This is a genomic window from Alkalihalophilus lindianensis, assembly GCF_032843265.1.
In the GTDB taxonomy this organism is placed as follows: Bacteria; Bacillota; Bacilli; order Bacillales; family Bacillaceae_D; genus Alkalihalophilus; species Alkalihalophilus lindianensis.
In genome coordinates this window covers 40,172-65,080 of sequence record NZ_JAWJBA010000007.1, presented here as the reverse complement: position 1 = coordinate 65,080, position 24,909 = coordinate 40,172, and the positions used below count along the sequence as shown (strand labels likewise).

Sequence of the window (24,909 nt, the reverse complement as noted above, 5' to 3'; positions counted from 1 at the left end):
AATAGATGAGGTTCTCATCTATTAAATTAACATTCGTTCTAAAGACCTTATTACTTGCCCGATTTCCTCTTGATTCACTTCATAAAATACTTTGTTCTCTCTTCGAATCGCTTGCACAAATTGTCTTGCAACCAAAGCTGACAAGTGATGGGAGATTGTTGAATTGGATACTTCTAGGTGTTGAGCTAACTCATATCCATACATTGGTTGCTTCTTTAATAGTTGCAGCATTTTAAACCGCTTCTCATCTGTTATCGTCCGGATCGCATCTAATGTTTCCTTTTCACCCCTGCCAATATCCTGAACTTCGAGATGACGCGCACCTAAAATAAAAGCGGTTAGATTCATCTTTTTTACCGACATAAAGAGCATCGAATAATCAGCAAAATAAGATGGAACGACAACAAGTTCTTCCCACTCCTCAACATCAATACCATATTGTGTAATCAACCCGCTCATATAGCTTTCATTTCGTTTTAAACTCAGATCTCCTACATTCGTCAGCCACACCTGTTGTTTCTTTAAAATATCTGCTTCAATTGATTCATAATAATGATAATAAAACCGTTCAATCAGTTTTATCAAACGCTGTTTCGTTTTTGAACCATCAAAAATGAGATAACTCAGCTTCCACTTTTCTGTTTCAGGCAAGTTCAACTTCTCTAAGAAAGAGATCACTTCACTCGGTTCTTTATAATTGGTTAACTCTTCATCGGGTCCATAGCCTGTATGTGTGAAATGAGTAAACAGTTCCTCATCAGCCAAATTATGCATCGCACTTAGGAACACATGAACATCTTTGTAAAGCCCTTCTTTAATTACCCATGGAATAATCGTAATAGCTAGAAAACTTTCCTGGTGAAAGAACGTTTCTAACTCATGCTTCATCTCACTAGGGAGCTTTTTTCTTGTTTCTTCAATCCACTTTTCCATTTCCTTTGATACTTGCCCGTTCAAGTCCTCTAATTCATTTAAATATTCATGACTCACCACTCTTAACATACTAACTAATAAGTCGACAACCGGCGATTGTAAAAAAGTTACTTTATTTATTGAACCCATCTAAACACCTCCAACTTCTATCGAATCAGATGTTCGATATATATAGAATTATATGTAAGAGAAAGATAAAATGTCAATTACTAAATGGAAAAAATCCCATAATAAAAAACGATAAAGAGTTACTCCTTATCGTTTAATTGCTCTCGTACTTGCAGGGCAAGCTTAGGGTTGTCAGTAAAAATCCCTGCACATTCCCACTCCATATACATTTTTAACAATCCCTCGCTATTGACTGTATAAGGCCTAATCTTAATTCCAGCATGAATCAACGCTTTAGCTTCTTCTTCTAATAATAAAGGAGACATAAAATGATACCCCGAAACACCTACTTCTTTTACATATCTTTCTGGCTTATATAATGCTGCTGTCACGATGACTGCTGATTCAAGTTCTGGCGCCACTTTTAGAGCTTGCTGGATCACATTGTGGTCAAAAGAAGAAAGAATGACGCGCTTTGTTAGCTCGTACTCATGTAAAAGAGGCAGAATGGTCTTCACGACATGGTCACGCTGCGTGATCGCTCCTTTTAGTTCAATGTTCAATGTCATCTCTTTATCGCTTGCCCAAATAAGCACTTCTTCTAACGTTGGAATTGTTTCCTCAGTAAACGCCGAGTCAAACCAAGAACCAGCGCTTAGGCTTTTTAATTGTTCAACGGTATGAGCACCCACATAACCTGACCCATTCGTCGTACGGTTCAAGGTCGCATCATGAATCACAACCGGCACTAAGTCTTTACTTAGCTGGACATCAAATTCAATTCCATCCGCACCTAGCTTATACGCTGCTTCAAAAGCAACCATTGTATTTTCCGGATAATGAAGCGAAGCTCCGCGGTGGGCAAATATAGCTGTTTTATTCACGTAGAGGTCTCCTTTTCTAAATGAATTTCAATACTCTTCATCTACTGATCTTTACCTTTTTTAATCTTATTCCCATCCCTAGTTAGAAATCAACCTTCTGTCCATCATGATATGAATATCTTCTATACAATCAAAAGAAGCCTCCCTTTTAAAGGAAGACTCCGTTTAATGACTTACCCTGTACATACTACTGATTTCTCTGTTTTTCAGCTCGCTTGTCCGCTTCATTCATTCGAGCCATCGCTTCTTTATCTTCTGCATCTGCTACTTCTGCTGAATATTCAACATCATCATATGGTCCTTGTTGCTGGTATTGCTTGTTCTCATTTTTTTTCATCGTTATACCCTCCTAAATTTGATAAGCAGATCTGTTTTCACTTATCGAAATTAGTATGTACGAGGATGGAAGGAAACTATTCAGCTACTTGTTATTAGCCAAAGAATAGGAATCCAAACACACCAAATATCAATGTTGAAATCACCACAATAACAACCCCGATTAATGTTTCATACGGCAGGAGTTTAAAACGCTCTTTCATTACCATTCCAACACTGGCTCGTGTAATGTGGAAAAATGTTCCGTGAGGCATGTGATCAAGCACTGTTGCTCCAGCATGAACCATCGCAGCTCCTGCTAAGGCATGAATGCCCAGTTCTAAAATCGTTGGGGCAAACACATTACCGGCTACTGCTGTAGCGGCAGCTGTCGACCCTGTAGCGGCAGACATTGTAATACCAGCAATCGGTGCTAGGAAATAAGCAGGTAAGCTTAGTGCATCAATTCCATGTAATATTTGATCAATTAGAGCAGAGTGGGCGATTATTCCCGCTAACGTTCCTGTTCCGAGTAACAAAATCGCCACTCCTGCCATTTTCTCAAGTCCAGAATGGATATAATGATTTAAATGTCTTCCTTTACCCATCACAAGTGCCCCTATTACCCCACCTATTGGTAGAGCAAAGAGAGGGTCAATATGTATGCCAAAGAGAGGTTGCAAAAGCAATAGAGCAATCGCTACTCCTGGAGCGGCAAGAGCTTTAGCTAAAATTGGTGATTCACCGACAACTTCATTTGGAAGTTCGTTCTCCTCTACAGCATCTCCAACATTACGAAGTTTACGTGCTAGCACGTAAGTAATGGCGATCCCGCCTAAAGCTGGGACAATCCCGACAAACATCACAGACGTTAAAGGGACTTGAAATGCTTCTGCCGCTGCGATTGTATTTGGATTGGGTGAAATGATATTTCCAGCTTTTCCACCTCCAGATATGGCAAGCAAGACCGCCATCTTTGACAGGTTTGCTCTTTTAGCAATCGATAAGGCAACTGGGGCCACGGTTAAGATGGCTACACCAATAAATACGCCTACACCTGTCAACACCATTGTCGCCCCTGCAACAGCAAGTAAAGCCTTTGTTTCGCCAAGCTTATATAAGATCGATTCAGCAATTGTTTTTGCAGCACCAGATTCGATTAACACTCCGGCCAGAATCCCCGCAGCCAAAACCCTTAAGACAACCCCTACCATCCCTTCTGCGCCGCCGATCATTAATTCAACCGTTTCCAGTAAAGTGGCGCCACCAATTACTCCGCCAATTAAAGCCCCAGCCATCATTGCATAAGCAGGTGCTACTCTTATTAAAATTAATCCAATTGTCGCAACCAATGCGAGTAATGTTCCAACTATTGTTAACTCGATATCCATCTTTTACTCACCTAACGTCCACTTCAATTCTCAAAACTTAATAGTACTTCTTTTCTATGAAAAAAACTAGTTATGTTAGAATACCTTCCGAACTAGTTGAACGTCGACATGATGATTGCTAATATGGCAACTACCTTGTCTTTTAGCCAAAATATATTTTGAGCTTGACAAACTCGTTATATTTTCGGAATATTAATACTATTAATGCAATTAAAAGGGGGGTTTATGATGGAAGAAGAAAGCCGATTAATCCAGACGATTAATGAAATTAGTGGGTTCGTATGGGGCCCACCGCTTCTGATCTTATTAGTCGGAACAGGTATTTATCTTACATTCCGTCTCGCATTTCTTCAATTTTCGACTTTGCCTTATGCACTAAAGCTTGCTTTTAGTCGTAAGCAAGACAAAAAATCAGAAGGAGATATTTCTCATTTCCAATCTCTGATGACTGCACTCGCTGCTACAGTTGGTACCGGTAATATCGCCGGGGTAGCAACCGCTGTTGTCATCGGGGGGCCGGGTGCTGTATTTTGGATGTGGCTATCTGCCATTTTCGGTATGGCTACAAAATACGCAGAGGCTATTCTAGCCGTTAAGTACCGTGAAAAAGATAAGAACGGTCAAATGGCTGGTGGACCAATGTATTACCTTGAAAAAGGACTAGGAATGAAATGGCTTGGTGTAACCTTTGCCATTTTAGCTGCTATCGCTGCCTTTGGTATTGGTAATACGGTTCAATCAAACTCAGTAGCTGCTGTTATTGAGAGTAATTGGGGTATTAACCCTTGGATCACCGGTATTCTTCTTGCCATCTTCACAGGTCTTGTTTTACTAGGTGGGATTCGCAGTATTGGTCGCGCCGTTGCTTTTATCGTACCTTTAATGGCTTTATTCTATGTTGGTGCTGGTCTTATTTTAATTTTAAGCAATGTGACACTTGTTCCTAGTGCAGTAGCATTAATTTTCACTGATGCCTTTACTGGTCAGGCTGTTGCGGGTGGAGCGATTGGGGTCGTGATTCAATACGGGGTAGCTCGTGGTGTATTCTCCAATGAAGCTGGTCTAGGTTCTGCTCCGATTGCTGCTGCTGCGGCAAAGACAGATTATCCAGGACGTCAAGCGCTTGTATCGATGACTCAAGTCTTTATTGATACGATTATTATTTGTTCAATCACTGGTATTGCTCTTGTAATGGGTAATCTTTATACAGGTGGAGAAACGGGTGCGGCGCTTACCTCTGCGACATTTGAATACTTCTTAGGACCAGCAGGGGCCATTGTTGTTGCTGTAGGTTTAGTATTCTTCGCCTACTCGACGATTCTAGGCTGGTCGTACTATGGGGAAAAATGTTTCTATTACCTTTTCAAATCACAAAAATCTATTGTTGTGTATCGTGTGTTATTCGTATTAGCAGTTGCATTAGGTGCAGGTGCAAGCTTAGACGTTGTTTGGGGCGTTGCCGACATTATGAATGGTCTTATGGCTGTTCCGAACTTAATTGGTCTTCTTGGTCTATCAGGTGTCGTTGTAGCTGAGACGCATCGTTTCTTAAAACAGATGCGACAAGAAAAGGCCGAAAGCAAAGCCTTAAAGCAAGAGGGATAAAAAAGTGAGCAAGCGGCCCTGTCAAGTTTACTTGGCGGGGTTTTAAATGACGTTAGGAGGTCTACAAATGAAACACTCAGATATCATTCCTTTTTACGGGGGAGAACATCCAGAAATGTTTGAAATTGAACGAAGATGCATGGATAGGCAGGGTAAAGTAATAGAAGCATTAGACCAACTGTTACCAAATGGAATGGTTTTAGATGTTGGTGCTGGGAATGGGTTCACAGCAGAGCAGCTACAATCAAATCATCGCACCATTGTAGCTATCGAGCCTGACCCATTAATGATTGATTCGACTAAAGCGATCATCTGGTCAAAAGGCACAGCACAAGACATTCCCTTTCACATAAGTACATTTGATGCTGCTTACTCTACTTGGGCCTTTTTCTTTGAGGGTGTTGCAGACCTTGAGAAGGGTCTAGATGAAATGAAGCGAATCGTGAAAGAGGACGGGCTACTAGTCATTGTAGATAATTACGGTGAGGATGAATTTTGCTCACTTTCTACAAATCCAATTGCAAGTAATGTGGATTATTGGGTCAACAAAGGTTTTGAGTATCAAATCATTCATACTTCCTTTTCTTTTGATTCGGTGGAAGAAGCACGAAAACTACTGAGCTTTTACTTTGGTGAAAATGCTGCTACAATCAATAAAACCGAATTCGAGTATAAAGTGGCGATGTTTATAAAGAAAAACACTAAAGAATAGAAAAAAGGAGCCCATCAAAAATGGCTCCTTTCTTATTTCATTTCAACGGTAAACCTTCCTTTGCACTCTTCTCCCCAATAGAACTCAAAATGGTCACCATCTTGAATCGGCCCTACTCCTTCAGGGGTACCCGTATAGATGAGATCCCCTGCACTTAAGCCAAATACATCCTGACATTCCGTGATGATCGCTTGAAAATCAAACATCATGTCTTTTATGGTTCCCTCTTGTACCGTTTCCCCATTTTTCACTAGAGAAAATGTAATCTCTCTACATTCCTCAACTCCCGGAAATGGAAATGGATCAGTTGTAATCGCAGCATTCGGAAATCCTTTTGCTCGTTCCCACGGTTGTCCCTTTTTCTTCAATTCACTCTGAACATCACGTAAGGTAAAATCAATCCCCAGCGACATAGCGCTAACTACATCCTCAACAAGATCTCCCTTTTTCACCTGTTGATCGATATGTAATACAATTTCAAGCTCATGATGAATCTCCCCTTTATCAACAGGAAATGCAATCATATCGCCTTTTGCATAGGCCAATGAGTGTGTAGGCTTTGAAAATAAAATAGGAGAATCAGGTACTTCATTTCCTAATTCCACTGCATGTTTTGCATAATTTCGTCCAATACAAAAAATATTCTTTACTTCGCTCATCTCTAACACTCCTAACCTTATGTAAGTTGCTTAATTCTTGATACTATTTCATCTGTCACTTCACTTGTCGTGGCCTTACCACCTACATCAGGTGTTTTAATGCCAGCTTCTGTGACATCCTCCACAATGTTCAGTAGCTGTGTCGCAAGTTCAGTTTCTCCAAAATGGTCTAGCATCATTTTACCTGTCCAAATTTGACCGATTGGATTGGCAATCCCCTTCCCTACAATGTCAGGTGCTGATCCGTGAACAGGTTCAAACATTGAAGGATAGCTCCCATCAACATTCAAATTGGCTGCAGGTCCAATCCCTATACTTCCCATCACAGCTGCGCTAATGTCGGTTAATATATCGCCAAATAAATTGCTTGCTACGATAATATCAAACTCACTAGGCTTCGATACTAAAAAAGCAGCTAAGGCATCAATATGAGCTGAGCGCTTTTCTACATCTGGATAATCTTTTCCAACTTGATCAAACACTTCATCCCAAAATGGCATCGAAAACACAATTCCATTTGATTTCGTCGCACTTGTGACATGTCCTTTTCTCGTTTTTGCTAACTCAAAGGCATAGCGCATCGCACGCTCAGTTGCCTTTCTAGTAAATACAGCGTTTTGAACGACCACTTCATCCTCACCTGAGTGAATACGTCCTCCCACTTCACTATATTCGCCTTCACTATTTTCGCGCACAACAATTAGATCAAACCCGTTAGGATTGATGACCATCGGAGTAATACCTCTTAATTGCTTGGCATGACGTATATTTAACGTTTGCTTAAATCCTCGACGAATATTAATTAAGAGTCCCCATAACGATGTATGGTCAGCTACAAGATTTGGATTTCCAACTGCTCCTAAAAAGATGGCATCATGCTGACTGAGTTGATCAAGTCCATCTTTTGGCATCATCTCACCGTGCTCTAAATAATATTCACAGCTCCACGGATACCATGAATGCTCAAATTTCAAGCCACCATGCACTTGGGCAATTACATCTAACACTTGGGTGGCATATGGCATAATTTCTACTCCAACCCCATCTCCTGGGATTACACCTAATTTTATCTTTTTCACACTAACACTCCTCTCCAAGTTGTATTTTATAGAAAAATTCTAAAAATTGAAAGCGCTTTGTTCCTTTCAATGAATAAAGCGCACAGTTTCCTTTAAACTGTGCGCCCGTTAGATTAAATTCCTGCAGACCGTTGCAAACGTTTAACAATTTCATCAAAATCTTCTTGTGAAATACCAGGTGCAAATTCTTCTGGAATCTCTTCTAAATCAGGCATCGGCGCTCCAGCAGGTGCACCAACTATTACTTCTAACTGGCCTCCTTGTAAGGGATGGTCTCCTTTCCAGATCTTGTCAATATCTCGGTAATCAGTTGCACTCCATGTATATAATTTACGATGAAGACCTTCTGCTTCAAATTTACGGGTAGTTTCGAATGCCGCATTATCTAAATTTGGAATTGGAAGCATCTTCGTTATATCTACTCCTGTAGCAATCTCAATTGCCTTTGCATAAGCCATAACATGTACCCCTCCGCGAACAAGCAAATACCCAATCATCTCACGAGCTACCGGGTTACTCGTCATTTCGTACACGCGCATCTTGTGTGTTCTCGCTCCGCACTCTAAGAAGAAATTATGCAAGAGATCCAGAATTAAGTTCCCACTATTAAACACATAGTCTCCTCGCCAAGGTGCCCCCATTGAATCCATCGGAAAGGAAGTTTGTGCTGTGGAAATAAAATGATAGGTGTTCCTTTTATCGGTAGCTGCTCTCATTGGGGCAATATCCGGGCCACCTGGGAAAGTTGTCCCTTCAATCATTAAGTTAATCGTATTGGAAACAAGCTCTACATGGCCCAATTCTTCTGCTGTAATACTTGCCACCAAGTCAAAAAAAGGTTTTAACTTTTTCTTATTCCTGAAGTTAAACGACTGAAACAAATAATTATTCAATGTCGACATTTCTCCGTATTTCCCACCGAGTAATTCTTGAACAGCGGCTGCTGCATTAGCATCAGGAGCTTTAGGCTTTGGTAGTTCAATAGCTAAGCGATTATAGCGAGTAAACAAAACAACCCCTCCTACCCCACATATAGTAACTCTCTATCATGTATGAGAGAGGTTGTTTGTCTTATAACCTTTTATTTAGAAAACAGATGAAGAGCACCGATTCGCTCCATCGCTTCAGTTAATGTCGCTTCATCCGCCAGCAGTCCAATCCGTACAAAACCTTCTCCGTACTCTCCAAATCCAATACCTGGCGCTACAACGACCCTTGCTTCATTTAATAAAATGTCCGCAAATTCTTCAGATGTATAGTTTTTTGGAACAGGGAACCAAGCAAAGAAAGACCCACGTGGTGCTTCCACTTCCCAACCTGCTTTGAGTGCTGCCTCTACTAATGCCTTACGACGTGATTCATAGGTAGCAACAAGATCAGTCACACATTGTTGATCAGAAAGCAATGCATGAGCAGCCGCCTCTTGAATCCCACCAAATATACTGCAGAAAAGATGATCTTGTAGCTGTTCAATCGCGCGAACGACGCTTTTGTTTCCAACAACAAAGCCCACACGCCACCCTGCCATATTGTAAGACTTAGATAAAGTCATTACTTCTACACCGACATCTTTTGCCCCTTTTAACTGCAAGAAACTCAGAGGCTTTACTCCATCAAAACCAATGGCGCCGTAGGCAAAATCGTGAACAATACAAATATCATGTCTTTGTCCAATTTCAATGGCATCTTGAAAGAGCGTCGGCGTCGCAACAGCTCCTGTTGGGTTATTTGGATAATTCAAGAACATCAATTTTGCTTTCTTTAATGTATCCTCGCTAAGCTTTGAGAAATCTGGGTGGAAGCCCAATTCTTCTAATAAAGGCATCATATGCATGCTTGCCCCACTTAACTCTACGCCTGACCAATAATCTGGATAACCTGGATCAGGAACAAGAGCCAGATCTTCTGGATTCAACAAGCACTGGCTTAATTCAATAAGCCCTGTTTTGGCCCCGCCGAGTACAGCAACTTCATTCGCAGGATCAATTTCTACCCCGTACTCTCTGTAATAATAGTCGGCAACCGCTTCCTTTAAAAAGGAGTGACCCGCAAATGGTGCATATTTATGATGAACAGGATTTTCGGCCGCTTCTTTTAATTTATCAACAATGTGAGTAGGTGTTGGCTGGTCCGGATTGCCTTGTCCTAGATTAATCACATCATCATGCTTACTACTAATTTCATTTACTTTTTTCACTAGCTTCGCGAAAAATTGACTGGGCAATCGTTTCATTGCCTCAGATTGTTCAAACGTTTTCATCTCTCTCACCTCTATCATTCTATCTCTCAATAAAAAAAGAGCCCTTTTCAAATTCTGAAAAAGGCTCTTGTCCGAATAAGACAATTCGCTTATCTCTCAGAATACAAGATTCTGCAGGAAGGAGCACCTTTCCAAATGGCGGTTGCTGGACGTCGTCGGGCCTGTTCCCTCGGTCTCTCTTGATAAGTGATGATTATTCATTTTTGTCTAACGCCCTATGAAAGCGCTACACATTATGTAATTACTCTTTATGAATGAGAGTTTACAGAATTGTTAACGATTTGTCAATCTTTGTTGCTAGAATATAAAAATCCTTGCTTCTTTAAAAATGTATCTAGATGAGCTCGCTTTGGTGTTGAAAAATGCGCTGACATCATTTCACTCCATGTAGTCACACGTTTTCCGCTTGTTCGATCTGTGTAGTAACGTTTCATTTCTTGATCATATTTTTCTAGGGCTGCATCAATTTGCTCATGGTTATACGTTTCATAATGCACAGAAGCCGCTTCAGGTAATCTTGGCTTTTGGGTAGGATCTTGATTAGGCTGTCCTACACATAACCCCATCACCGGGAACGTATAATCTGGTAGAGAAAGTAACTCACTTACTTCATCTGGCAGGTTACGAATGCCACCAATCATCACTCCACCGAGTTCATAGGACCTTGCAGCCACTAACATATTTTCAGCAACAAGCGCCGCGTCCACAGCACCAACAAGAACTTGCTCAATTCCACTAACTTCAAAACTTTTCTGATGAAGCTCACTTGCTTTTTTCAAGCGACTAAAATCTGCACAAATGACAAAGAAGACAGGACATTGTGCAACATATGCTTGATTTCCGACTAACTCTGCTAGCTTGTCTTTTTTCTTTTGGTCTTGAATCACAACGATACTATACGCTTGAACATGATGAGAGGTTGGTGCCCATCTACCTGATTCTACAATATTCTCGATTTGCTCTTGGCTCACCTTTTCATTTGTAAATGATCGGATAGAGCGATGGCTTTGAAGTAACCGTATTGAATCATTTTGCATCATCATCAACCCTTTACTAGTATTTATTCATTAGTTTACATGAAAAGGGCCGATCATCAAAAGAAGAAGGCTCAGTACTTTTAATGAACGAACCCCTTGTTCGCTCATTAGAAATATTTTACAATGAAACTATTCACTTCAACTTCAGCTTATTAGAAAAGGAGAAAACCTCATGACCACACGAGCAACTTCGATCCAAGATAACGAACGAATTGCCTCTCTTGATATGATGCGTGGCCTCGCATTGCTAGGAATTCTATTAGCTAATAGTCTTCATTTTCAATACGGTCTTTTTTTGATTCCTAGTCTACATGATTATTACCCACTCGGTACGATTGACCGGATTACTGAGAGCGCCATCTTATTTTTGGCAACAGCTAGCTTTTATACATTATTCTCCTTCTTATTTGGTTATGGTATGGCTCTCCTGAAAGAAAGACTCGAACAACGAGAGCTTCGCTTTGGCACCGTCTATTTCAGAAGAATGGGTATTTTACTAGCCGTTGGATTCTTACATTATCTTTTTATTTGGGATGGCGATATCTTATTGACCTATGCGCTTGGAGGCATGCTCCTCTACTTTTTCTTACGTCTAAAGGAGAAGGGGCTTTTGGTTTGGTCATTAATCCTTCTTTTGTTGATGGCCACTAGCATAGGCATGCCAGAAGATGAATCGACCCTTGTTGTGGAAGATTCATTAGCTTCCTACTCAGTTATTGAAAAGGAAGTGCTCACCTCAGGAAGTTATGCTGAAGTTGTTCAGTTCAGGTTAACGGAGGATATGTTTGGTCTAGGAGGATACGGTCAAATCCTTGTTATCCTAAGTGCGATGATTGCCGTCATTGGTATGTTCTTATTGGGTGCTTTTGTCGCAAGAAAGAAATGGCTTCTTAACATTGATACTCACCGTCCACTATTGAAAAAGGTTTGGTTGATTACTCTTCTTGTAGGATTTCCGGCTAAAATCCCTCATGCATTTATCGGAGATTCCTATCAATATGAGATGCTCCATATGACGATTGGTGGACCCCTTGTTGCGATGTTCTATGCAACGAGCATTGCCCTACTTGCCACGAACCCTACAGCGAGAAAATGGTTACAGCCTTTTGCTATGGTAGGTCGTTTGTCACTTACGAACTACTTGATGCAGTCCATCGTTTTTACGACCCTTTTCTATGGATACGGATTTGGACTTTTTAACAGCCTTGGTTATTTTGTAGGAGCTATCCTTGCGATTGTGTTCTTCTTGTTACAAATTCTGTTTAGTAAATGGTGGATTACACACTTTAAAATGGGACCGTTTGAGTGGTTCTGGCGTGCTGGTACGTACTTAGAAATCCCAAAATTAAAACGAGAATCCCGATTAAAAAGCTGAGGGCTACACTCCTCAGCTTTTCTTATAGATAAAGGTCTCAAGCACTAACCCTTCGATTGTCCGTTCATTTTTAAAAGGTTGAAACCCTTCACTTTTGTATAAGTTTACAGCAGGAAGATTGTGACTAGCCGTCGTTACAAAAATAGGTGCCTGAGCTCTCTCTTTTACTTCTTGTATGAGTCTTCTGCCAATCCCTTTCCTAAAAAAATTGGGGGAGACAATCACTTTATTTAGCTCCCAATAACCTGCCTTCATATCAATTGCTACAGCTCCCATTACATCATGGCCATTCGTAGCAACATACCACTTTAGGGAATCAACTAAAAGGTCTTTGGTTGTCTCTACTAGCGGAGGTAGTTTCGAATAGTTTATGAGAGCCGCTTCCACTTGATAGGCTTGCTGCTGTAAGTCTATTAATTTCAAAGCCATGTCTTCGCTTAAATCGAAATAATGATTTATTCTCATCAAAAGCTCTCCCTCGGTTTATTCGGACTCTTCTTTCTCTTATTCGATTTAAAACGTAAGGTTTCCTACTTTTGAAAAAAAATAAGACATCCAATTTCTTTGGATGCCTTACTTCATTTTTGGACAAGACGTACACATTACCTTGTCTGCTGAACATTTATAAGCAAAACAGCAGGTTAGCCTTCCCTCTTGTTTCTGCTCCTGATAAAAGGGCGCAAAAGGATTCTTTCTCAACCCGAACAAGTCTCCGCTCGCTTGACCTATCCATTGAAAATCTTCTTGCACACGAGTCGGATCTGCTTTTTCAGGCAGAACGGTGTGATAGAACCACTTTATATACGCAAATGCATTCTCCCATAGAGTAGCAGTTGGAATACCTGTTTGCTTATGAAGAAGTTGCCATAAAGGAGTAAGATGTTCAGCAAATAACTGAGTAAATAACGTCTCAATTTGTCTAGAACCTTCCTCACCCTTCTTTATTTCTTCATAGTTTAGTTGAGCGATATGGATAGAAGGTAGCCACCATTGCTCAGAAGCTGAATCCGAAAGATGCAAATCATCTTTGCTCCATGCTAAACGCTTATTGTACACCGTCATCATTAAAAGGGCCGGTAAAGTGATGATGAGACTGTATCGCTTTGAAAACATGGAGGCAGCGACTAGTAAGTCAGGAGCATTTACTTCTTTTCTTACACTTTCTAAGTAATGAATAAGAAATTCCTCATCAAATAACTTGCGAACGGCACACGATAAAGGATGTGTTTGGTTTAAATCTACCGTCAGACGAGTCGATTGAAGGGCACTAACTTCATCAGCTAAGAGCTTTGTATGGACCAAACGAATCAACCTCCTGTTTGACAATACATCTTCCTCTACCATGCGGGATACATAAAGGTGTGCCAAATAAGGGATCGGCCGTCACTTGGCACTCCATTTTAAACACTTCTCGGACTAATTCACATGAAATCACTTCCTCCGGTCTCCCTTGGGCATAGATTCCTTGATCTTGAATCGCAATAATATGATGGGCGTAACGGCAGGCTAAGTTTAGATCATGTAACACCATCACAATCGTCCGGTTTTGGGTCTCATTTAGTTCAAATAACAAATCTAAAATTTCAATCTGATGAGTCATATCTAGGTACGTAGTCGGTTCATCTAATAATATGATATCTGTATCTTGAGCAAGCGTCATCGCGATCCAAGCACGTTGACGCTGCCCTCCTGATAAGGAATCAACAGGCCGGTCTGCAAACTCTGTTAAATGAGTGGCTTTTAGTGCATACTGGACCTTTTCTTCATCCTTTTCTGACCACTGTGAAAACAACCCTTGATAAGGGAATCTTCCTTGCTTGACTAACTGCATAACCGTTAAACCCTCTGGTGCCTCAGGTCCTTGTGGGAGGATAGCTAGCTGTTTGGCTATGTCTTTTGTCGATTGCTTATGAATTGATTTTCCTTCAAGGATAATGGATCCTGCTTGGGGTTTTAAAAGTCTGGCTAATGAGCGAAGTAAAGTGGATTTCCCGCATCCATTCCCCCCAATAAATACCGTGATTTCTCCAGTAGGAATTTCTAGATCTAATTGATCAATCACCACTTTTTCGTCATAGCCTAACGTTAATTCATTTGCAACGATTGCCTCTTTCTTCATCTAAGCCACACTCCCATCTTCTAACGATTATGTTTTTCTTAGTAAATATAAGATATAGGGGGTTCCAAGTACTGCTACAACAAGACCTGCTGGAATTTCTTTTGGTGCTAAAATAAATCTTCCTACCAAGTCAGCCGCTACTAACAGAATTCCTCCAAGAAGTAGCGATAACGGAATTAAGCGCCGATGCTCCACCCCAACAAGCCTACGCACAGCATGAGGAGCTAAAAGGCCAATAAAACCAATGGTACCGACAACTGAAACACTCGCAGCTCCCATCGCTACCCCTAAGCCGATAGCCATAATCCTCGTCTTTCCAACATTCATACCAAGCCCAGTTGAAACATCATCACCAAAGGCTAATAAATCTAGCTTTCTAACAAGTAGCCATCCAAGCGGAATCGTAATGCAAGCCATTAAAAAGACAATTTGCAGTTCTGACCAGCTTTTTGCGTACGTAGAACCTGCTAACCAAGCTAGAGCAGGCGCTACACCCATCTTCGCTTTAACAACCATAATTTGAATAATGGCTGCTCCAACGGCTGAGACGGCCACCCCCATTAAGGCTAAGAGAATTGGCTCCCAATTTGACCTCCACGTGACGAGCAATATAATGGCAATTGATAGTGTAGCACCGATCATTGCAGCGAATGGGAGAAATTGTATCGATGCTGCTGGAAATAAAACAAGAAAGACCATTGCACCGGCACCACCACCAGAGGTAATACCCAATACCGTAGGATCTGCTAAAGGATTTCGCAGCACTCCTTGTAGTAAAACCCCACACATCGCCAGTAACATTCCGACCACAAAAGCAGTGATAATACGCGGTACTCTAAACTGCCAGACAAACGGTGATAAATAAGCTTTATCCATCCAGTCTTGTAAACTAAAAAATGAGCCAGCCCCGTATGAAACAGAAAGTAAAAAGACCCCTAGAGCTAAGGCGACACTTCCAGCTACTAATAATGAAAAGGGAGCAGCAACAACATTTCCGCCTAATTTTGTTTGTCTTCGGGAATGCTTTCTCCCAGTTTTATATGCCAAATACATTAACCACGGCCCCCCAATTAAAGCGGTCATCGCCCCAACTGGAATTTCTTGTCCGGGTTGAATCCATCTTGCCAGAATATCAGCAACAATTAATAGAATCGCACCCCATAGAAAAGAATGAAGCAAGATTGCTCGGTGTCCTTTTATCCCCATCATTCGAACAAGATGAGGAGCAATGAGACCAACAAAACCTATAGGGCCAACAACACTGACCGTTGTTGCAGCAAGTAAAATCGCACTGACCCAAGCAAGACCCTTTACCCGTGCAACAGGTTGTCCTAACGATGTGGCAACATCCTCTCCCAATGTGAGCACATCCAGGCTTCTTGCATTTAATAGAGCAACGATCACACCTAACAATATTAAACCAATGGCAAATTGTACTCCTGACCAATCTAGCTGGACAAGTGTACCCGCTCCCCATAAAAACAATCCATTTGTCTCATTTTCAAAGATTAGTTGCAAGCTGCCCGTAACGGAAGAGAACAACAATGCTACTACCATACCAGTTAGAGCAACGCGCACTGGCTCCATTGCCTTCCCAACTAACATCATCACTAAAATGGCTGCTGTAGCTGCTCCTAGAAAAGCGACAAGAAAAGGATAGCTACCAAGCGTACCTGGAAAAAAGACAATCGAACCGATAACAAATAAATGCGCTCCAGCATTCATCCCGAGCGTACTCGCTGATGCAAGCGGATTTTTCGTAATCGTTTGCAACAATACGCCCGCAACAGCCAATGCACCTCCCGCTAAAATCCCAATTACTACACGAGGAAGACGAAGTCCAACTACTACATCTTGCACACGTCCAACACTCCACACCTCGGTTAATAGCGTCATAATCGAATAACCTGCCTGCCCTTGACTAAGATGAAGGAGGCTAAATAAAAATAGGAGAAGGAAGCCCCCTCCAAAAAGGAGAATGGACTTCCGTCTAGTTGTTGAATCTAACATGCTACTCTTCATCCACTACTTCAACAATACGGTCAACAAGCGTCATTGCTGATAGTGGACCTCCAAATAACCAAGAATCGCCACCTAATGGGTACAGCTGATCATTTTGAACAAAGTTTAGATTTTGCCACACACTATTTGATTGAAGTTGATTTTTAAACACATTATCATCATCTTGTACAACATAGAAGAAGTTAGCATCTTCAACCGCTGGTAAGGCTTCTACATTAACTTCAGCATAGCCATACATTTCAAATTGACCAGAATCATAGACATTCTCTAAGCCAACTTCCTCAAAAATCTTCGTCGCCATTGCATTTGGTGTAAACAAGCGGAGTGTAGGTGCTTGATTTGCACTAAATGCTTGCGTAAGGACAAACTCATTTGTTTCTAAGTTAGCAGCTTCAATGTCTGCTCTTGCTTCTTCATATTTAGCATCAAGCTCACTAAGAACGCTTTCTGCCTCCTCTTCCTTTTGAACTACTTTTGCAATCGAGCGGAATGTTTCTTCCATTTCATCATATTGACTGACCGATTCGTCAGTAGGGTATGGATCGAAAAACAATGTCGGTGCGATAAACTCTAGCTCCTCTTGAATCGCCTCATGCCTGAAGCCAGCTGTAATAATTAGATCTGGATCAAGCTCTGCGATCATTTCAAGATTAGGTTCTTGACGTGTACCTACATCTACGACTTCCTCATCCAACTCTTCATCAATATCGACCCAAGTGTTATAACCTTCAATATCTGCTACTCCAACGGGCTGAACACCTAAAGCTAGTAAATCTTCAACATACGTCCATTCTAGGGCAACCACTTTTATAGGTGCCTCTTCAAAGTTTTTCGGACCAAACGCATCCTCAACTGTAATTACATCTGTACTTTCTGTTTCCTCGGTAGACTCTGTTTCTTGTTCCTCTTCGACTGTATCATTGCCCCCACAAGCTGTAAGTACTGCCATTAGAAGAACGAGTGCTACTAAACGAATTATGCTTTTCATTGTTTATTCCCCCGTACTCTATGTATATTATGATAATGATTATCATTAACACTGTAAGTATACTCCGATTAGTAAAAAGGATCAATAGATAATTGAGATAAATTATCATTATTACACACTTAAAAACCATCCAGCACTTATACTGGATGGCTCAACATTACGTCATAGCCCCTTCTTCCTCTTTCTTAAAGAAGGTTTTCATCGCGTGATAAACATCGCCTTTTTCCTTTAAAATGTGATGGCGGAAGCGTCGGTCATCAATGTTCTTATACGCACTCATTAAAGTGGAGTGACGGCTGTATTGATTGACTTCTCCGTAGCCAAACATACTGCTCTTCTCCATTAATTCCTGGACTAATTTTAAGCATCTAGCATTATCACTCGTTAAGTTATCACCATCTGAGAAATGAAACGGATAGATGTTATAGCGCTTAGGATCATACTTCGCATTAATAATCTCAAGTGCTTTGCGATAGGCAGATGAGCAGATCGTCCCCCCGCTCTCTCCTTTTGAGAAGAAATCCTCTTCTGACACTACTTTCGCTTCTGTATGATGGGCGATAAATTCAATATCAACCGTTTCGTATTTTGTACGCAAGAACCGGGTCATCCAGAAAAAGAAGCTGCGTGCCATATACTTTTCCCAGCGCCCCATACTACCACTTGTATCCATCATCGCAAGTACGACAGCTTTCGATTCTGGTCTAATCGTCTCGGTCCATGTTTTAAAACGTAAATCATCATTATAAATCGGAATAAGACCTGGTCTACCTTCTAGAGCATTTCGTTTAATGGCTGATAAGATCGTTCGCCGCTTATCAACATTACCCATTAATCCTTTTTTACGAATATCGTTAAAGGAAATATCCTCTACAATAATTTCTGCATCTTCCTTCTTCTGTAGGTTGGGCAGCTCTAGTTCTTTAAATAGCATCTCTTGTAGCTCCATAATCGACACTTCAGCTTCAAAGTAATCCTCTCCGGCATCTTCACCAGCACCTTGACCCTTTCCAGGACCCTGCTGTTGCTTTTGGGCATTCGGATCGCGAGCTACAACATCGCCTACTTTACTATCACCCTTCCCTTGACCAACATGCTTATTTTTATCATAGTTATAGCGTATTTTGTACTCATCTAATGAACGAATTGGAATTCGAATTACTTCACGTCCATTAGACATAACAATGTTTTCTTCACTCACTAAATCAGGAAGGTTTTTCTTAATCGCTTCTTGTACCTTCTCTTGATGACGTCTTTGATCTTGATGTCCCTTTCGATGGAGGGACCAATTCTCTTGAGACACGACAAAGTTATGTTTATTAGGATCTTTCACACCATTTCCCCTCCTTGTATACTCCATCCTTTTTATGCAAAATCAAAACCGATTTCATCAACGGAATGTGTCACATATTTTCCAATTCAACATATACTGATCTCGAATCGTCCCCTTTATTTAACAATCAATTAGATAGGGGCTTATAATATCCTATGCAGACAGGGATAAGAGTTGCTAATAAATTCTGACAAATTATCTTGTACAAGCAAAAAAACTTATGCCATTCTATTAATGTTCTTAACGAAATGACCACGTATAAAAGAAAATGTCATCATCTCACATTAGAGATGATGACATGGCTATTAGCGATTCAACAAGCTTCCTACATAACGTAACAGTTCATTAGCCGAAGTAGAGTTATAACCGTGTTCATCAATTAAGCGGGCAATAACCTCATTTACTTTCTTGAGCTGTGATTCATCTGGTGTTTTCACAGATGTGGTGATCTTCACAATATCCTTCAAGTCAGCAAATAGCTTCTTCTGAATCGCTTCGCGTAAACGCTCATGCGAGTTGTAATCAAATTTTTTCCCTTTACGAGCATAAGCTGAAATGCGGATAAGAATTTCTTCACGGAATGCTTTTTTCGCATTCTCTGAAATGCCAATTTGCTCCTCAATCGAACGCATTAACTTCTCATCTGGCGTCATTTCTTCACCCGTTAATGGGTCGCGTAATTTATTTTTGTTGCAGTATGCTTCTACATTATCTAGATAATTGTCCATTAATGTTTTCGCAGACTCATCATAAGAGTAGACAAAGGCTTTTTGAACTTCCTTCTTCGCAATCTTGTCATACTCTTTTCTCGCAACAGCAATAAAGTCCATGTAACGCTCACGGTCTTCTTGTGAAATCGATGCATGCTGATTAAGTCCCTCTTTAATAGAACGCAACACATCAAGCGCATTGATCGATGTTAATTGTTTTCTAATAATCGCAGATGAAATTCGATTAATAACATAACGTGGGTCAATTCCACTCATTCCCTCATCTGGATGCTCTTGTTTCAATTCTTCTAGGTCCTGAGAATTAAAGCCTTCTACACTTTCTCCATCATATAAACGCATCTTCTTCACGTGGTCGACACCTTGTTTCTTAGGGTCTTTTAAACGAGTTAAAATCGTGAAGATCGCAGCAACCTTTAGGGCATGTGGAGCGATATGAACATGTGAAAGATCACTATCTGAAATCATTTTCTTATAGATTCTCTCTTCCTCACTCACTTTTAAGTTATACGGAATCTTCATCACGATAATTCTGGAGTGAAGGGCTTCGTTTTTCTTATTGGAAATAAATGATCTATACTCCGATTCATTTGTATGAGCAACGATGAGCTCATCGGCTGATATCAAAGCAAATCTTCCAGCTTTGAAATTCCCCTCTTGAGTGAGTGAAAGTAAATGCCATAGGAATTTCTCATCACATTTCAACATCTCTTGAAACTCCATCATTCCTCGGTTCGCTTTATTCAACTCTCCGTCAAAACGATAGGCCCTTGGATCAGACTCAGACCCATACTCAGCAATCGTCGAAAAGTCGATACTTCCAGTTAAATCGGCAATATCTTGTGATTTCGGATCTGAAGGGCTGAAGGTTCCAATTCCTGTTCGCTTATCCTCTGAGAAGAAAATTCTCTCTACCATTACATCTTCAATCCGGCCACCATACTCTTGTTCTAACCTCATCATATTTAAAGGTGATAGATTCCCCTCTATCTTCACACCATACTCGTCAAAGAAATCAGCACGTAAATGTTGTGGAATTAAATGCAGTGGATCTTCATGCATCGGGCATCCTTTTATCGCATAAACCGCCCCTGTATCTGTACGCGAATACTGCTCAAGCCCTCTTTTTAACATCGTGACAAGAGTCGATTTACCACCACTTACAGGACCCATTAACAGCAAGATCCGCTTACGAACATCGAGCCTTTTTGCTGCCGAGTGAAAATACTCTTCTACTAACTTTTCAATTGACTCTTCAAGACCATAGATTTGATCACTAAAAAACGAATATTTTTTTCCGCCGTTTTCTTCTTCCACACCAGCATCTTTAATCATATGATAAACGCGGGAGTGTGCCGTTTGTGCAACATACGGTTTTTCTTTTAGTAATTCTAAGTAATCAGCAAAGGTTCCTTCCCATTTCAACCGCTCTTCTTCTTCTCTGAAATTTTCAATCTTTTTTAAGATATCCATTATTATTTACCCCCATCCTCGTGGTCAAGAGAGATTAATACACTTTATGCACAGGCCCAAGTGAACATGCATCCCATTTCAAAAATTGACGTTTTTCCCAGTCAACTCGCTCAATTCATCACCAAACTACTCACAGTCATGGTACAATCATGATTGATTAATAGGAAAAGAGTGTAAAAAGATGAAAACATTTTTAGGTTGGTTCCTTATCATCCTGCTGTTTACTGGTTTTTCTTTTTTATTTGTAGAAGCCACTGCAGAAATTAAGGATATTCAAACACTAAGTGAAGTATTCGAGGAGCATGTTGCGATCGATGAGATCCATTTACCTGCGAATAGTTATATGTATGATCGAAATGGCTCGGTTATTTCAGAGATTTATAACGAGGGTAACCGAGAGTATGTAACATATGAAAAAATTCCTCAACAAGTCATTGATGCTTTTATCGCAACTGAAGATCGTCGGTTTTTTGATCATAAGGGATACGATGCTACTGCCATTATTCGTGCAATCGTCATAAACGCCAAAAGCAATGATATTGAAGAAGGCGCCAGTACAGTAACTCAGCAACTTGCTAGAAATGTCTTTTTAAGCCATCAGCAAAATTACAACCGCAAGTTAAGCGAGCTCTTATATGCTCATGAAATTGAAAAACAATATACAAAAGAAGAAATTATTGAACTCTATTTAAATACCATCTATTTTATGAATGGTGTCTATGGATTTGAGGCTGCAAGTCAATTTTATTTCAATCAACCAAGCTCAGAACTCACCCTTGCTGAAATTGCTTTCTTAAGCGCAGTACCCAACAATCCGACCCACTATGACCCAATCAAAAATAGTGAGAATACAAACTTAAGAAAAGAATGGATCTTAGAAAAGATGGTAGAGGCAGAAGTCATTACTAGCGCAGAAGCCGAGGTGGCAATAGCCGAAAAGGTGACTGTGAGTCCGCGTGAAAAAATTGATCAATTCCCTGATTATGTAACCTACATCCATCACGAACTAAAAGAATTAATCGCCCATCAAGAAGGTTTTGATAAGCGTTTAAACAAAGCTGGCTCAGAAGAACAAAGAGAAGCTATAGAGCAAGAATTAAATGTACGAGTGAACATCCTCTTGCAGCAAGGCATCCACATTGAAACAGCGCTTGAACCTTCGATGCATATTAAAGCAAATCAAGTCATTCAACATCGCTTACCTCAAAGTGATGTGCAATCTTCTGCAGTCATTATTGATCATTTACGAAATGAACTTGTGGCCATGACTGCAGGAAAAGAGTATCAGAAATTTGACTTCCACCGGGGTTTCCAAATGTATCGCCAACCAGGTTCAGCTATTAAACCCATTCTTGTATATGCACCTTACATAGAGGAACATGACGTCCCACTGCAAAGCTCCATTAATGCAGATAACTTTTGTCATAGTGGTTATTGTCCAAAAAATTTCGGAGGAGCTCAATACGGGAATGTGAATATGACAACCGCATTCAAGCATTCCTACAATACACCTGCTGTTCGTATTCTAGATCGAGTAGGAATAGAGAAGGCTTTTTCTTATCTTGATTTGTTTGAATTTGAAAAAGTAGTAATAGAGGATCAAACATTACCGTCCGCCTTAGGCGGCTTTGAGCATGGTATGTCTCCGCTCGAACTGACACGTTCATATACTCCCTTTGCTCGAAATGGACTCTATTCTCCTGCTCATGGTATCCGTGCTATTAAAAACAGCGAGGGTGATATTCTTTATAGTTGGGAGCAGATCGAGCACGAGCTTTGGAGTGCTCATACTACGGAAAAAATGAGAACATTATTAGCTGAAGTTGTAAAAAGTGGAACAGGGAAGCGTGCAAGTATTTCATCAAGCTATGTTGGAGGGAAAACAGGAACGACTAATGATTACATTGATATGTGGTTTGTAGGGATGAATGATCAATACACAACAGGGGTATGGGTCGGGAAAGACCGATGGGAATCTCTCTCTTCCATCTACAGCCATTCTCCACATCTTACCATTTGGCAAGATATCATGAGCAACTAAGAAAAAGGACAGCTGCATAATACTGCACACTGTCCTTTTTTAGATTGGTAGACTCGCGATAAAACTGTTATAAAGCTTAACTAATGCATACGTAACAGCTATTAAAAATGTACTCCAAAAAATAACGTGAAAAAAGATCAGACCAATTAAGCCCAGCACTGAAAGAGAATCACTCACTCTGTAAACAAAGTAGATAAAATAAATAAAACAAGCAGCCACAAAGATCGCGATTAAGTATAAGATATCATGAGTAAGGGCAACGGAGGCGATACTGAATGCCATAAAGATTGTAGAGCCAATTCTAATTTTATTTAGCTCAATCCCTTCTTCATCTCGCGAGAAAAAGAGCATTGATAATTCTACAGTTGTATCTGCAATAAGCTTCAGTGCTGAGAACACCATAAAAAAGAATAACATTAATAAAAATAATAGCGTTAATTTAATACCGCTCTCAGAGAAAAACTCCCGCATCCCCTCATACACACCGAGCTCAACAAGTTGAGTTAAAATGAAAGACTGAGTGTACAAAGCAAACGTTAAACTAAATATCAAGATGGATATTAGAGGGAAATGACTAGTAATATAACGGTTAGACATCTAACATACGTCTCCTATCTCTTTATAAACAAACGATTCAAAAAAGAAAAAACAGCAGGTTAGCCTGCTGCTTAGGATTGATGAATGACCGTGTAGGCATTTAATTCGTTTCCTGTTGTCGGCCCTTTTTCCTTTGATTCACGCTTTTCTTTATGTGCATTCTTAAAGGCATCACTATGTAACCATTCTTCGTAATGTTCTTTTGTTTCCCACTTAGTGAAGACCACTTGCTTTCCATCTTCATCTTCATTTCCTAGAAACATAAATTCTAGACACCCTGGAACTTTCTTCATGTTCTCAGCAGCATTGCCAAAACGGCTGGAAAGATGGTCTTTGGCTTGTTTTGGAACATGTAATTCGTTCATTACAACATACATCGAAATTCCTCCTTTGTCATTCGCTCCCTTTTAGTATAACGGTTTCATTGTGCGTTGCAAGCCAAACGAAAAAAAACATGAGCGTCATAAGCTTGACAAACATTTTGCCTTGCTTTTATTTCATTATCCAACAACTTGCTTTATAATAGAAACTAATGTTGACTCACAAGGAGGAATAATCATGGGTACAATCCTAATCCTTGGTGTCTGTGTAGCGTTTTTAGCGGCAATTTTTGCAGCTGGCTACGAAGACAATCCACATAAGAACTAACAAAAATCGACCGTACTCTTGAAGTATGGTCGATTTTTCATTTTACGATAATCCTTTAAAGCCTTGTTGACGAATCGCTTCATAGATAACAATTGCAGCTGTGTTTGAGACATTTAACGAACGTACTTTGTCAGTCTGAGGAATCCTGAAGCAACGCTCAAGATTACGGTCAATAATGTCTTGAGGAATGCCTGTCGTCTCACGTCCAAATACAAAGAAATGATCTTTCTCATCATTCGAATAATCAAATTCACTAAAATTCTTTGTGCCGACCGTTTCTATAAAATAAAATTCGCCGTCCTTATATGTCTCAAATAACTCTTCAAGTGAATCATAATAATGAATATCAACACTTGGCCAGTAGTCACACCCAGCTCGTTTTAGCATTTTATCATCTGTTGAAAATCCAAGTGGTCGAATTAAATGTAAGGAAGTATTTGTACCTGCACAAGTTCTAGCGATGTTTCCGGTGTTTGCTGGAATCTCAGGCTGGTAAAGAACAATATGTAAACCCAAATGGCACACCTCTATTTCTACATTTTCATTTTCAGTTAACGACTTTCAATTAACCATTTTTACATAACTCATAGTATACCACTTAC

Annotated in this window: 23 protein-coding genes and 1 riboswitch; of the genes, 4 read left to right on the top strand and 19 right to left on the bottom strand. The window is 40.3% G+C overall.

The window, feature by feature from the left end:
• Positions 1-21 precede the first annotated feature (21 nt).
• The 4 genes from RYX56_RS17725 to RYX56_RS17710 form a co-directional block, all read right to left on the bottom strand.
• A complete protein-coding gene (locus RYX56_RS17725) occupies positions 22-1,062 on the bottom strand; it encodes an ArsR/SmtB family transcription factor (protein WP_317123377.1) in 1,041 nt (346 codons plus the stop codon).
• Positions 1,063-1,181: 119 nt separating this feature from the next.
• Positions 1,182-1,925 (bottom strand): glycerophosphodiester phosphodiesterase, encoded by a 744-nt coding sequence (locus tag RYX56_RS17720; RefSeq protein ID WP_317123376.1) that lies wholly within the window; start codon positions 1,923-1,925, stop codon positions 1,182-1,184.
• Between the two features lie 187 nt (positions 1,926-2,112).
• Positions 2,113-2,262, bottom strand: coding sequence for a YfhD family protein (locus RYX56_RS17715; RefSeq protein ID WP_317123375.1), 150 nt, complete (start codon positions 2,260-2,262; stop codon positions 2,113-2,115).
• A gap of 94 nt (positions 2,263-2,356) precedes the next feature.
• Positions 2,357-3,631 carry a GntP family permease gene (locus tag RYX56_RS17710; RefSeq protein ID WP_317123374.1) on the bottom strand — a complete coding sequence of 425 codons (1,275 nt, stop codon included), beginning with the start codon at positions 3,629-3,631 and terminating at the stop codon, positions 2,357-2,359.
• Positions 3,632-3,859: 228 nt separating this feature from the next.
• Between RYX56_RS17710 and RYX56_RS17705 the strand changes: the two genes are divergently transcribed.
• Both RYX56_RS17705 and RYX56_RS17700 read left to right on the top strand, forming a co-directional pair.
• Entirely contained in the window at positions 3,860-5,236 is a 1,377-nt protein-coding gene (locus RYX56_RS17705) for an alanine/glycine:cation symporter family protein (RefSeq protein WP_317123467.1), read from the top strand.
• Between the two features lie 67 nt (positions 5,237-5,303).
• Positions 5,304-5,948, top strand: a complete 645-nt coding sequence (locus tag RYX56_RS17700) for a class I SAM-dependent methyltransferase (protein ID WP_317123373.1) — start codon at positions 5,304-5,306, stop codon at positions 5,946-5,948.
• Positions 5,949-5,980: 32 nt separating this feature from the next.
• Here RYX56_RS17700 and RYX56_RS17695 read toward each other — a convergent pair whose 3' ends face one another.
• The 5 genes from RYX56_RS17695 to nfsA all read right to left on the bottom strand — a co-directional run bounded on the left by RYX56_RS17695 (position 5,981) and on the right by nfsA (position 10,989).
• Positions 5,981-6,607 (bottom strand): fumarylacetoacetate hydrolase family protein, encoded by a 627-nt coding sequence (locus tag RYX56_RS17695; protein WP_317123372.1) that lies wholly within the window; start codon positions 6,605-6,607, stop codon positions 5,981-5,983.
• Positions 6,608-6,624: 17 nt separating this feature from the next.
• Complete coding sequence (locus RYX56_RS17690; protein WP_317123371.1) at positions 6,625-7,686, bottom strand: tartrate dehydrogenase; 1,062 nt, start codon at positions 7,684-7,686, stop codon at positions 6,625-6,627.
• 113 nt (positions 7,687-7,799) lie between these two features.
• Positions 7,800-8,696 carry a manganese catalase family protein gene (locus tag RYX56_RS17685; RefSeq protein ID WP_317123370.1) on the bottom strand — a complete coding sequence of 299 codons (897 nt, stop codon included), beginning with the start codon at positions 8,694-8,696 and terminating at the stop codon, positions 7,800-7,802.
• Positions 8,697-8,767: 71 nt separating this feature from the next.
• Positions 8,768-9,946: a pyridoxal phosphate-dependent aminotransferase gene (locus RYX56_RS17680; protein ID WP_317123369.1), complete on the bottom strand. Its 1,179-nt coding sequence runs from the start codon at positions 9,944-9,946 to the stop codon at positions 8,768-8,770.
• Positions 9,947-10,032: 86 nt separating this feature from the next.
• Positions 10,033-10,135: riboswitch (SAM riboswitch) on the bottom strand.
• Between the two features lie 95 nt (positions 10,136-10,230).
• Complete coding sequence (nfsA, locus tag RYX56_RS17675) at positions 10,231-10,989, bottom strand: oxygen-insensitive NADPH nitroreductase (protein ID WP_317123368.1); 759 nt, start codon at positions 10,987-10,989, stop codon at positions 10,231-10,233.
• A gap of 166 nt (positions 10,990-11,155) precedes the next feature.
• Between nfsA and RYX56_RS17670 the strand changes: the two genes are divergently transcribed.
• Positions 11,156-12,358, top strand: coding sequence for a DUF418 domain-containing protein (locus tag RYX56_RS17670; protein WP_317123367.1), 1,203 nt, complete (start codon positions 11,156-11,158; stop codon positions 12,356-12,358).
• 12 nt (positions 12,359-12,370) lie between these two features.
• On the opposite strand, the gene RYX56_RS17665 is transcribed toward RYX56_RS17670, so the two are convergent.
• The 7 genes from RYX56_RS17665 to RYX56_RS17635 form a co-directional block, all read right to left on the bottom strand.
• Positions 12,371-12,823, bottom strand: a complete 453-nt coding sequence (locus tag RYX56_RS17665) for a GNAT family N-acetyltransferase (protein ID WP_317123366.1) — start codon at positions 12,821-12,823, stop codon at positions 12,371-12,373.
• Between the two features lie 108 nt (positions 12,824-12,931).
• Positions 12,932-13,660: an IucA/IucC family C-terminal-domain containing protein gene (locus RYX56_RS17660; protein WP_317123365.1), complete on the bottom strand. Its 729-nt coding sequence runs from the start codon at positions 13,658-13,660 to the stop codon at positions 12,932-12,934.
• Entirely contained in the window at positions 13,635-14,477 is an 843-nt protein-coding gene (locus tag RYX56_RS17655; protein WP_317123364.1) for an ABC transporter ATP-binding protein, read from the bottom strand. The genes RYX56_RS17660 and RYX56_RS17655 overlap by 26 nt, the downstream gene beginning before the upstream one ends.
• Positions 14,478-14,504: 27 nt before the next feature.
• Complete coding sequence (gene fhuB / locus RYX56_RS17650) at positions 14,505-16,487, bottom strand: Fe(3+)-hydroxamate ABC transporter permease FhuB (protein WP_317123363.1); 1,983 nt, start codon at positions 16,485-16,487, stop codon at positions 14,505-14,507.
• A gap of 1 nt (position 16,488) precedes the next feature.
• Positions 16,489-17,487: an ABC transporter substrate-binding protein gene (locus RYX56_RS17645; RefSeq protein ID WP_317123362.1), complete on the bottom strand. Its 999-nt coding sequence runs from the start codon at positions 17,485-17,487 to the stop codon at positions 16,489-16,491.
• Positions 17,488-17,644: 157 nt separating this feature from the next.
• Complete coding sequence (gene yhbH / locus RYX56_RS17640; RefSeq protein WP_317123361.1) at positions 17,645-18,820, bottom strand: sporulation protein YhbH; 1,176 nt, start codon at positions 18,818-18,820, stop codon at positions 17,645-17,647.
• 305 nt (positions 18,821-19,125) lie between these two features.
• The gene (locus RYX56_RS17635; protein ID WP_047974129.1) at positions 19,126-21,021 is read right to left on the bottom strand and encodes a PrkA family serine protein kinase; all 1,896 of its coding nucleotides are present in this window, start codon (positions 21,019-21,021) and stop codon (positions 19,126-19,128) included.
• 181 nt (positions 21,022-21,202) lie between these two features.
• On the opposite strand from RYX56_RS17635, the gene RYX56_RS17630 reads away from it, so the two are divergent.
• Complete coding sequence (locus RYX56_RS17630) at positions 21,203-23,062, top strand: transglycosylase domain-containing protein (RefSeq protein ID WP_317123360.1); 1,860 nt, start codon at positions 21,203-21,205, stop codon at positions 23,060-23,062.
• Positions 23,063-23,101: 39 nt separating this feature from the next.
• Here the strand turns inward: RYX56_RS17630 and RYX56_RS17625 are convergent, their stop codons facing one another.
• The 3 genes from RYX56_RS17625 to trmL all read right to left on the bottom strand — a co-directional run bounded on the left by RYX56_RS17625 (position 23,102) and on the right by trmL (position 24,823).
• Entirely contained in the window at positions 23,102-23,659 is a 558-nt protein-coding gene (locus tag RYX56_RS17625; RefSeq protein WP_317123359.1) for a YufK family protein, read from the bottom strand.
• A 71-nt stretch (positions 23,660-23,730) separates the two neighbouring features.
• Positions 23,731-24,036, bottom strand: a complete 306-nt coding sequence (locus tag RYX56_RS17620; RefSeq protein ID WP_047972836.1) for an antibiotic biosynthesis monooxygenase family protein — start codon at positions 24,034-24,036, stop codon at positions 23,731-23,733.
• 313 nt (positions 24,037-24,349) lie between these two features.
• The gene (gene trmL / locus RYX56_RS17615; protein WP_317123358.1) at positions 24,350-24,823 is read right to left on the bottom strand and encodes a tRNA (uridine(34)/cytosine(34)/5-carboxymethylaminomethyluridine(34)-2'-O)-methyltransferase TrmL; all 474 of its coding nucleotides are present in this window, start codon (positions 24,821-24,823) and stop codon (positions 24,350-24,352) included.
• Positions 24,824-24,909 lie beyond the last annotated feature (86 nt).

Coding starts and splice junctions, on each gene's coding strand:
- RYX56_RS17680 (WP_317123369.1), bottom strand. CDS start 9,946: ATGAAAACGTTTGAACAATCTGAGGCAATGAAACGATTGCCCAGTCAA.
- fhuB (WP_317123363.1), bottom strand. CDS start 16,487: ATGTTAGATTCAACAACTAGACGGAAGTCCATTCTCCTTTTTGGAGGG.
- RYX56_RS17665 (WP_317123366.1), bottom strand. CDS start 12,823: ATGAGAATAAATCATTATTTCGATTTAAGCGAAGACATGGCTTTGAAA.
- RYX56_RS17635 (WP_047974129.1), bottom strand. CDS start 21,021: ATGGATATCTTAAAAAAGATTGAAAATTTCAGAGAAGAAGAAGAGCGG.
- RYX56_RS17715 (WP_317123375.1), bottom strand. CDS start 2,262: ATGAAAAAAAATGAGAACAAGCAATACCAGCAACAAGGACCATATGAT.
- nfsA (WP_317123368.1), bottom strand. CDS start 10,989: ATGATGATGCAAAATGATTCAATACGGTTACTTCAAAGCCATCGCTCT.
- RYX56_RS17710 (WP_317123374.1), bottom strand. CDS start 3,631: ATGGATATCGAGTTAACAATAGTTGGAACATTACTCGCATTGGTTGCG.
- RYX56_RS17695 (WP_317123372.1), bottom strand. CDS start 6,607: ATGAGCGAAGTAAAGAATATTTTTTGTATTGGACGAAATTATGCAAAA.
- RYX56_RS17620 (WP_047972836.1), bottom strand. CDS start 24,036: ATGTATGTTGTAATGAACGAATTACATGTTCCAAAACAAGCCAAAGAC.
- RYX56_RS17630 (WP_317123360.1), top strand. CDS start 21,203: ATGAAAACATTTTTAGGTTGGTTCCTTATCATCCTGCTGTTTACTGGT.
- RYX56_RS17725 (WP_317123377.1), bottom strand. CDS start 1,062: ATGGGTTCAATAAATAAAGTAACTTTTTTACAATCGCCGGTTGTCGAC.
- RYX56_RS17625 (WP_317123359.1), bottom strand. CDS start 23,659: ATGTCTAACCGTTATATTACTAGTCATTTCCCTCTAATATCCATCTTG.
- RYX56_RS17645 (WP_317123362.1), bottom strand. CDS start 17,487: ATGAAAAGCATAATTCGTTTAGTAGCACTCGTTCTTCTAATGGCAGTA.
- RYX56_RS17655 (WP_317123364.1), bottom strand. CDS start 14,477: ATGAAGAAAGAGGCAATCGTTGCAAATGAATTAACGTTAGGCTATGAC.
- RYX56_RS17700 (WP_317123373.1), top strand. CDS start 5,304: ATGAAACACTCAGATATCATTCCTTTTTACGGGGGAGAACATCCAGAA.
- RYX56_RS17670 (WP_317123367.1), top strand. CDS start 11,156: ATGACCACACGAGCAACTTCGATCCAAGATAACGAACGAATTGCCTCT.
- RYX56_RS17705 (WP_317123467.1), top strand. CDS start 3,860: ATGGAAGAAGAAAGCCGATTAATCCAGACGATTAATGAAATTAGTGGG.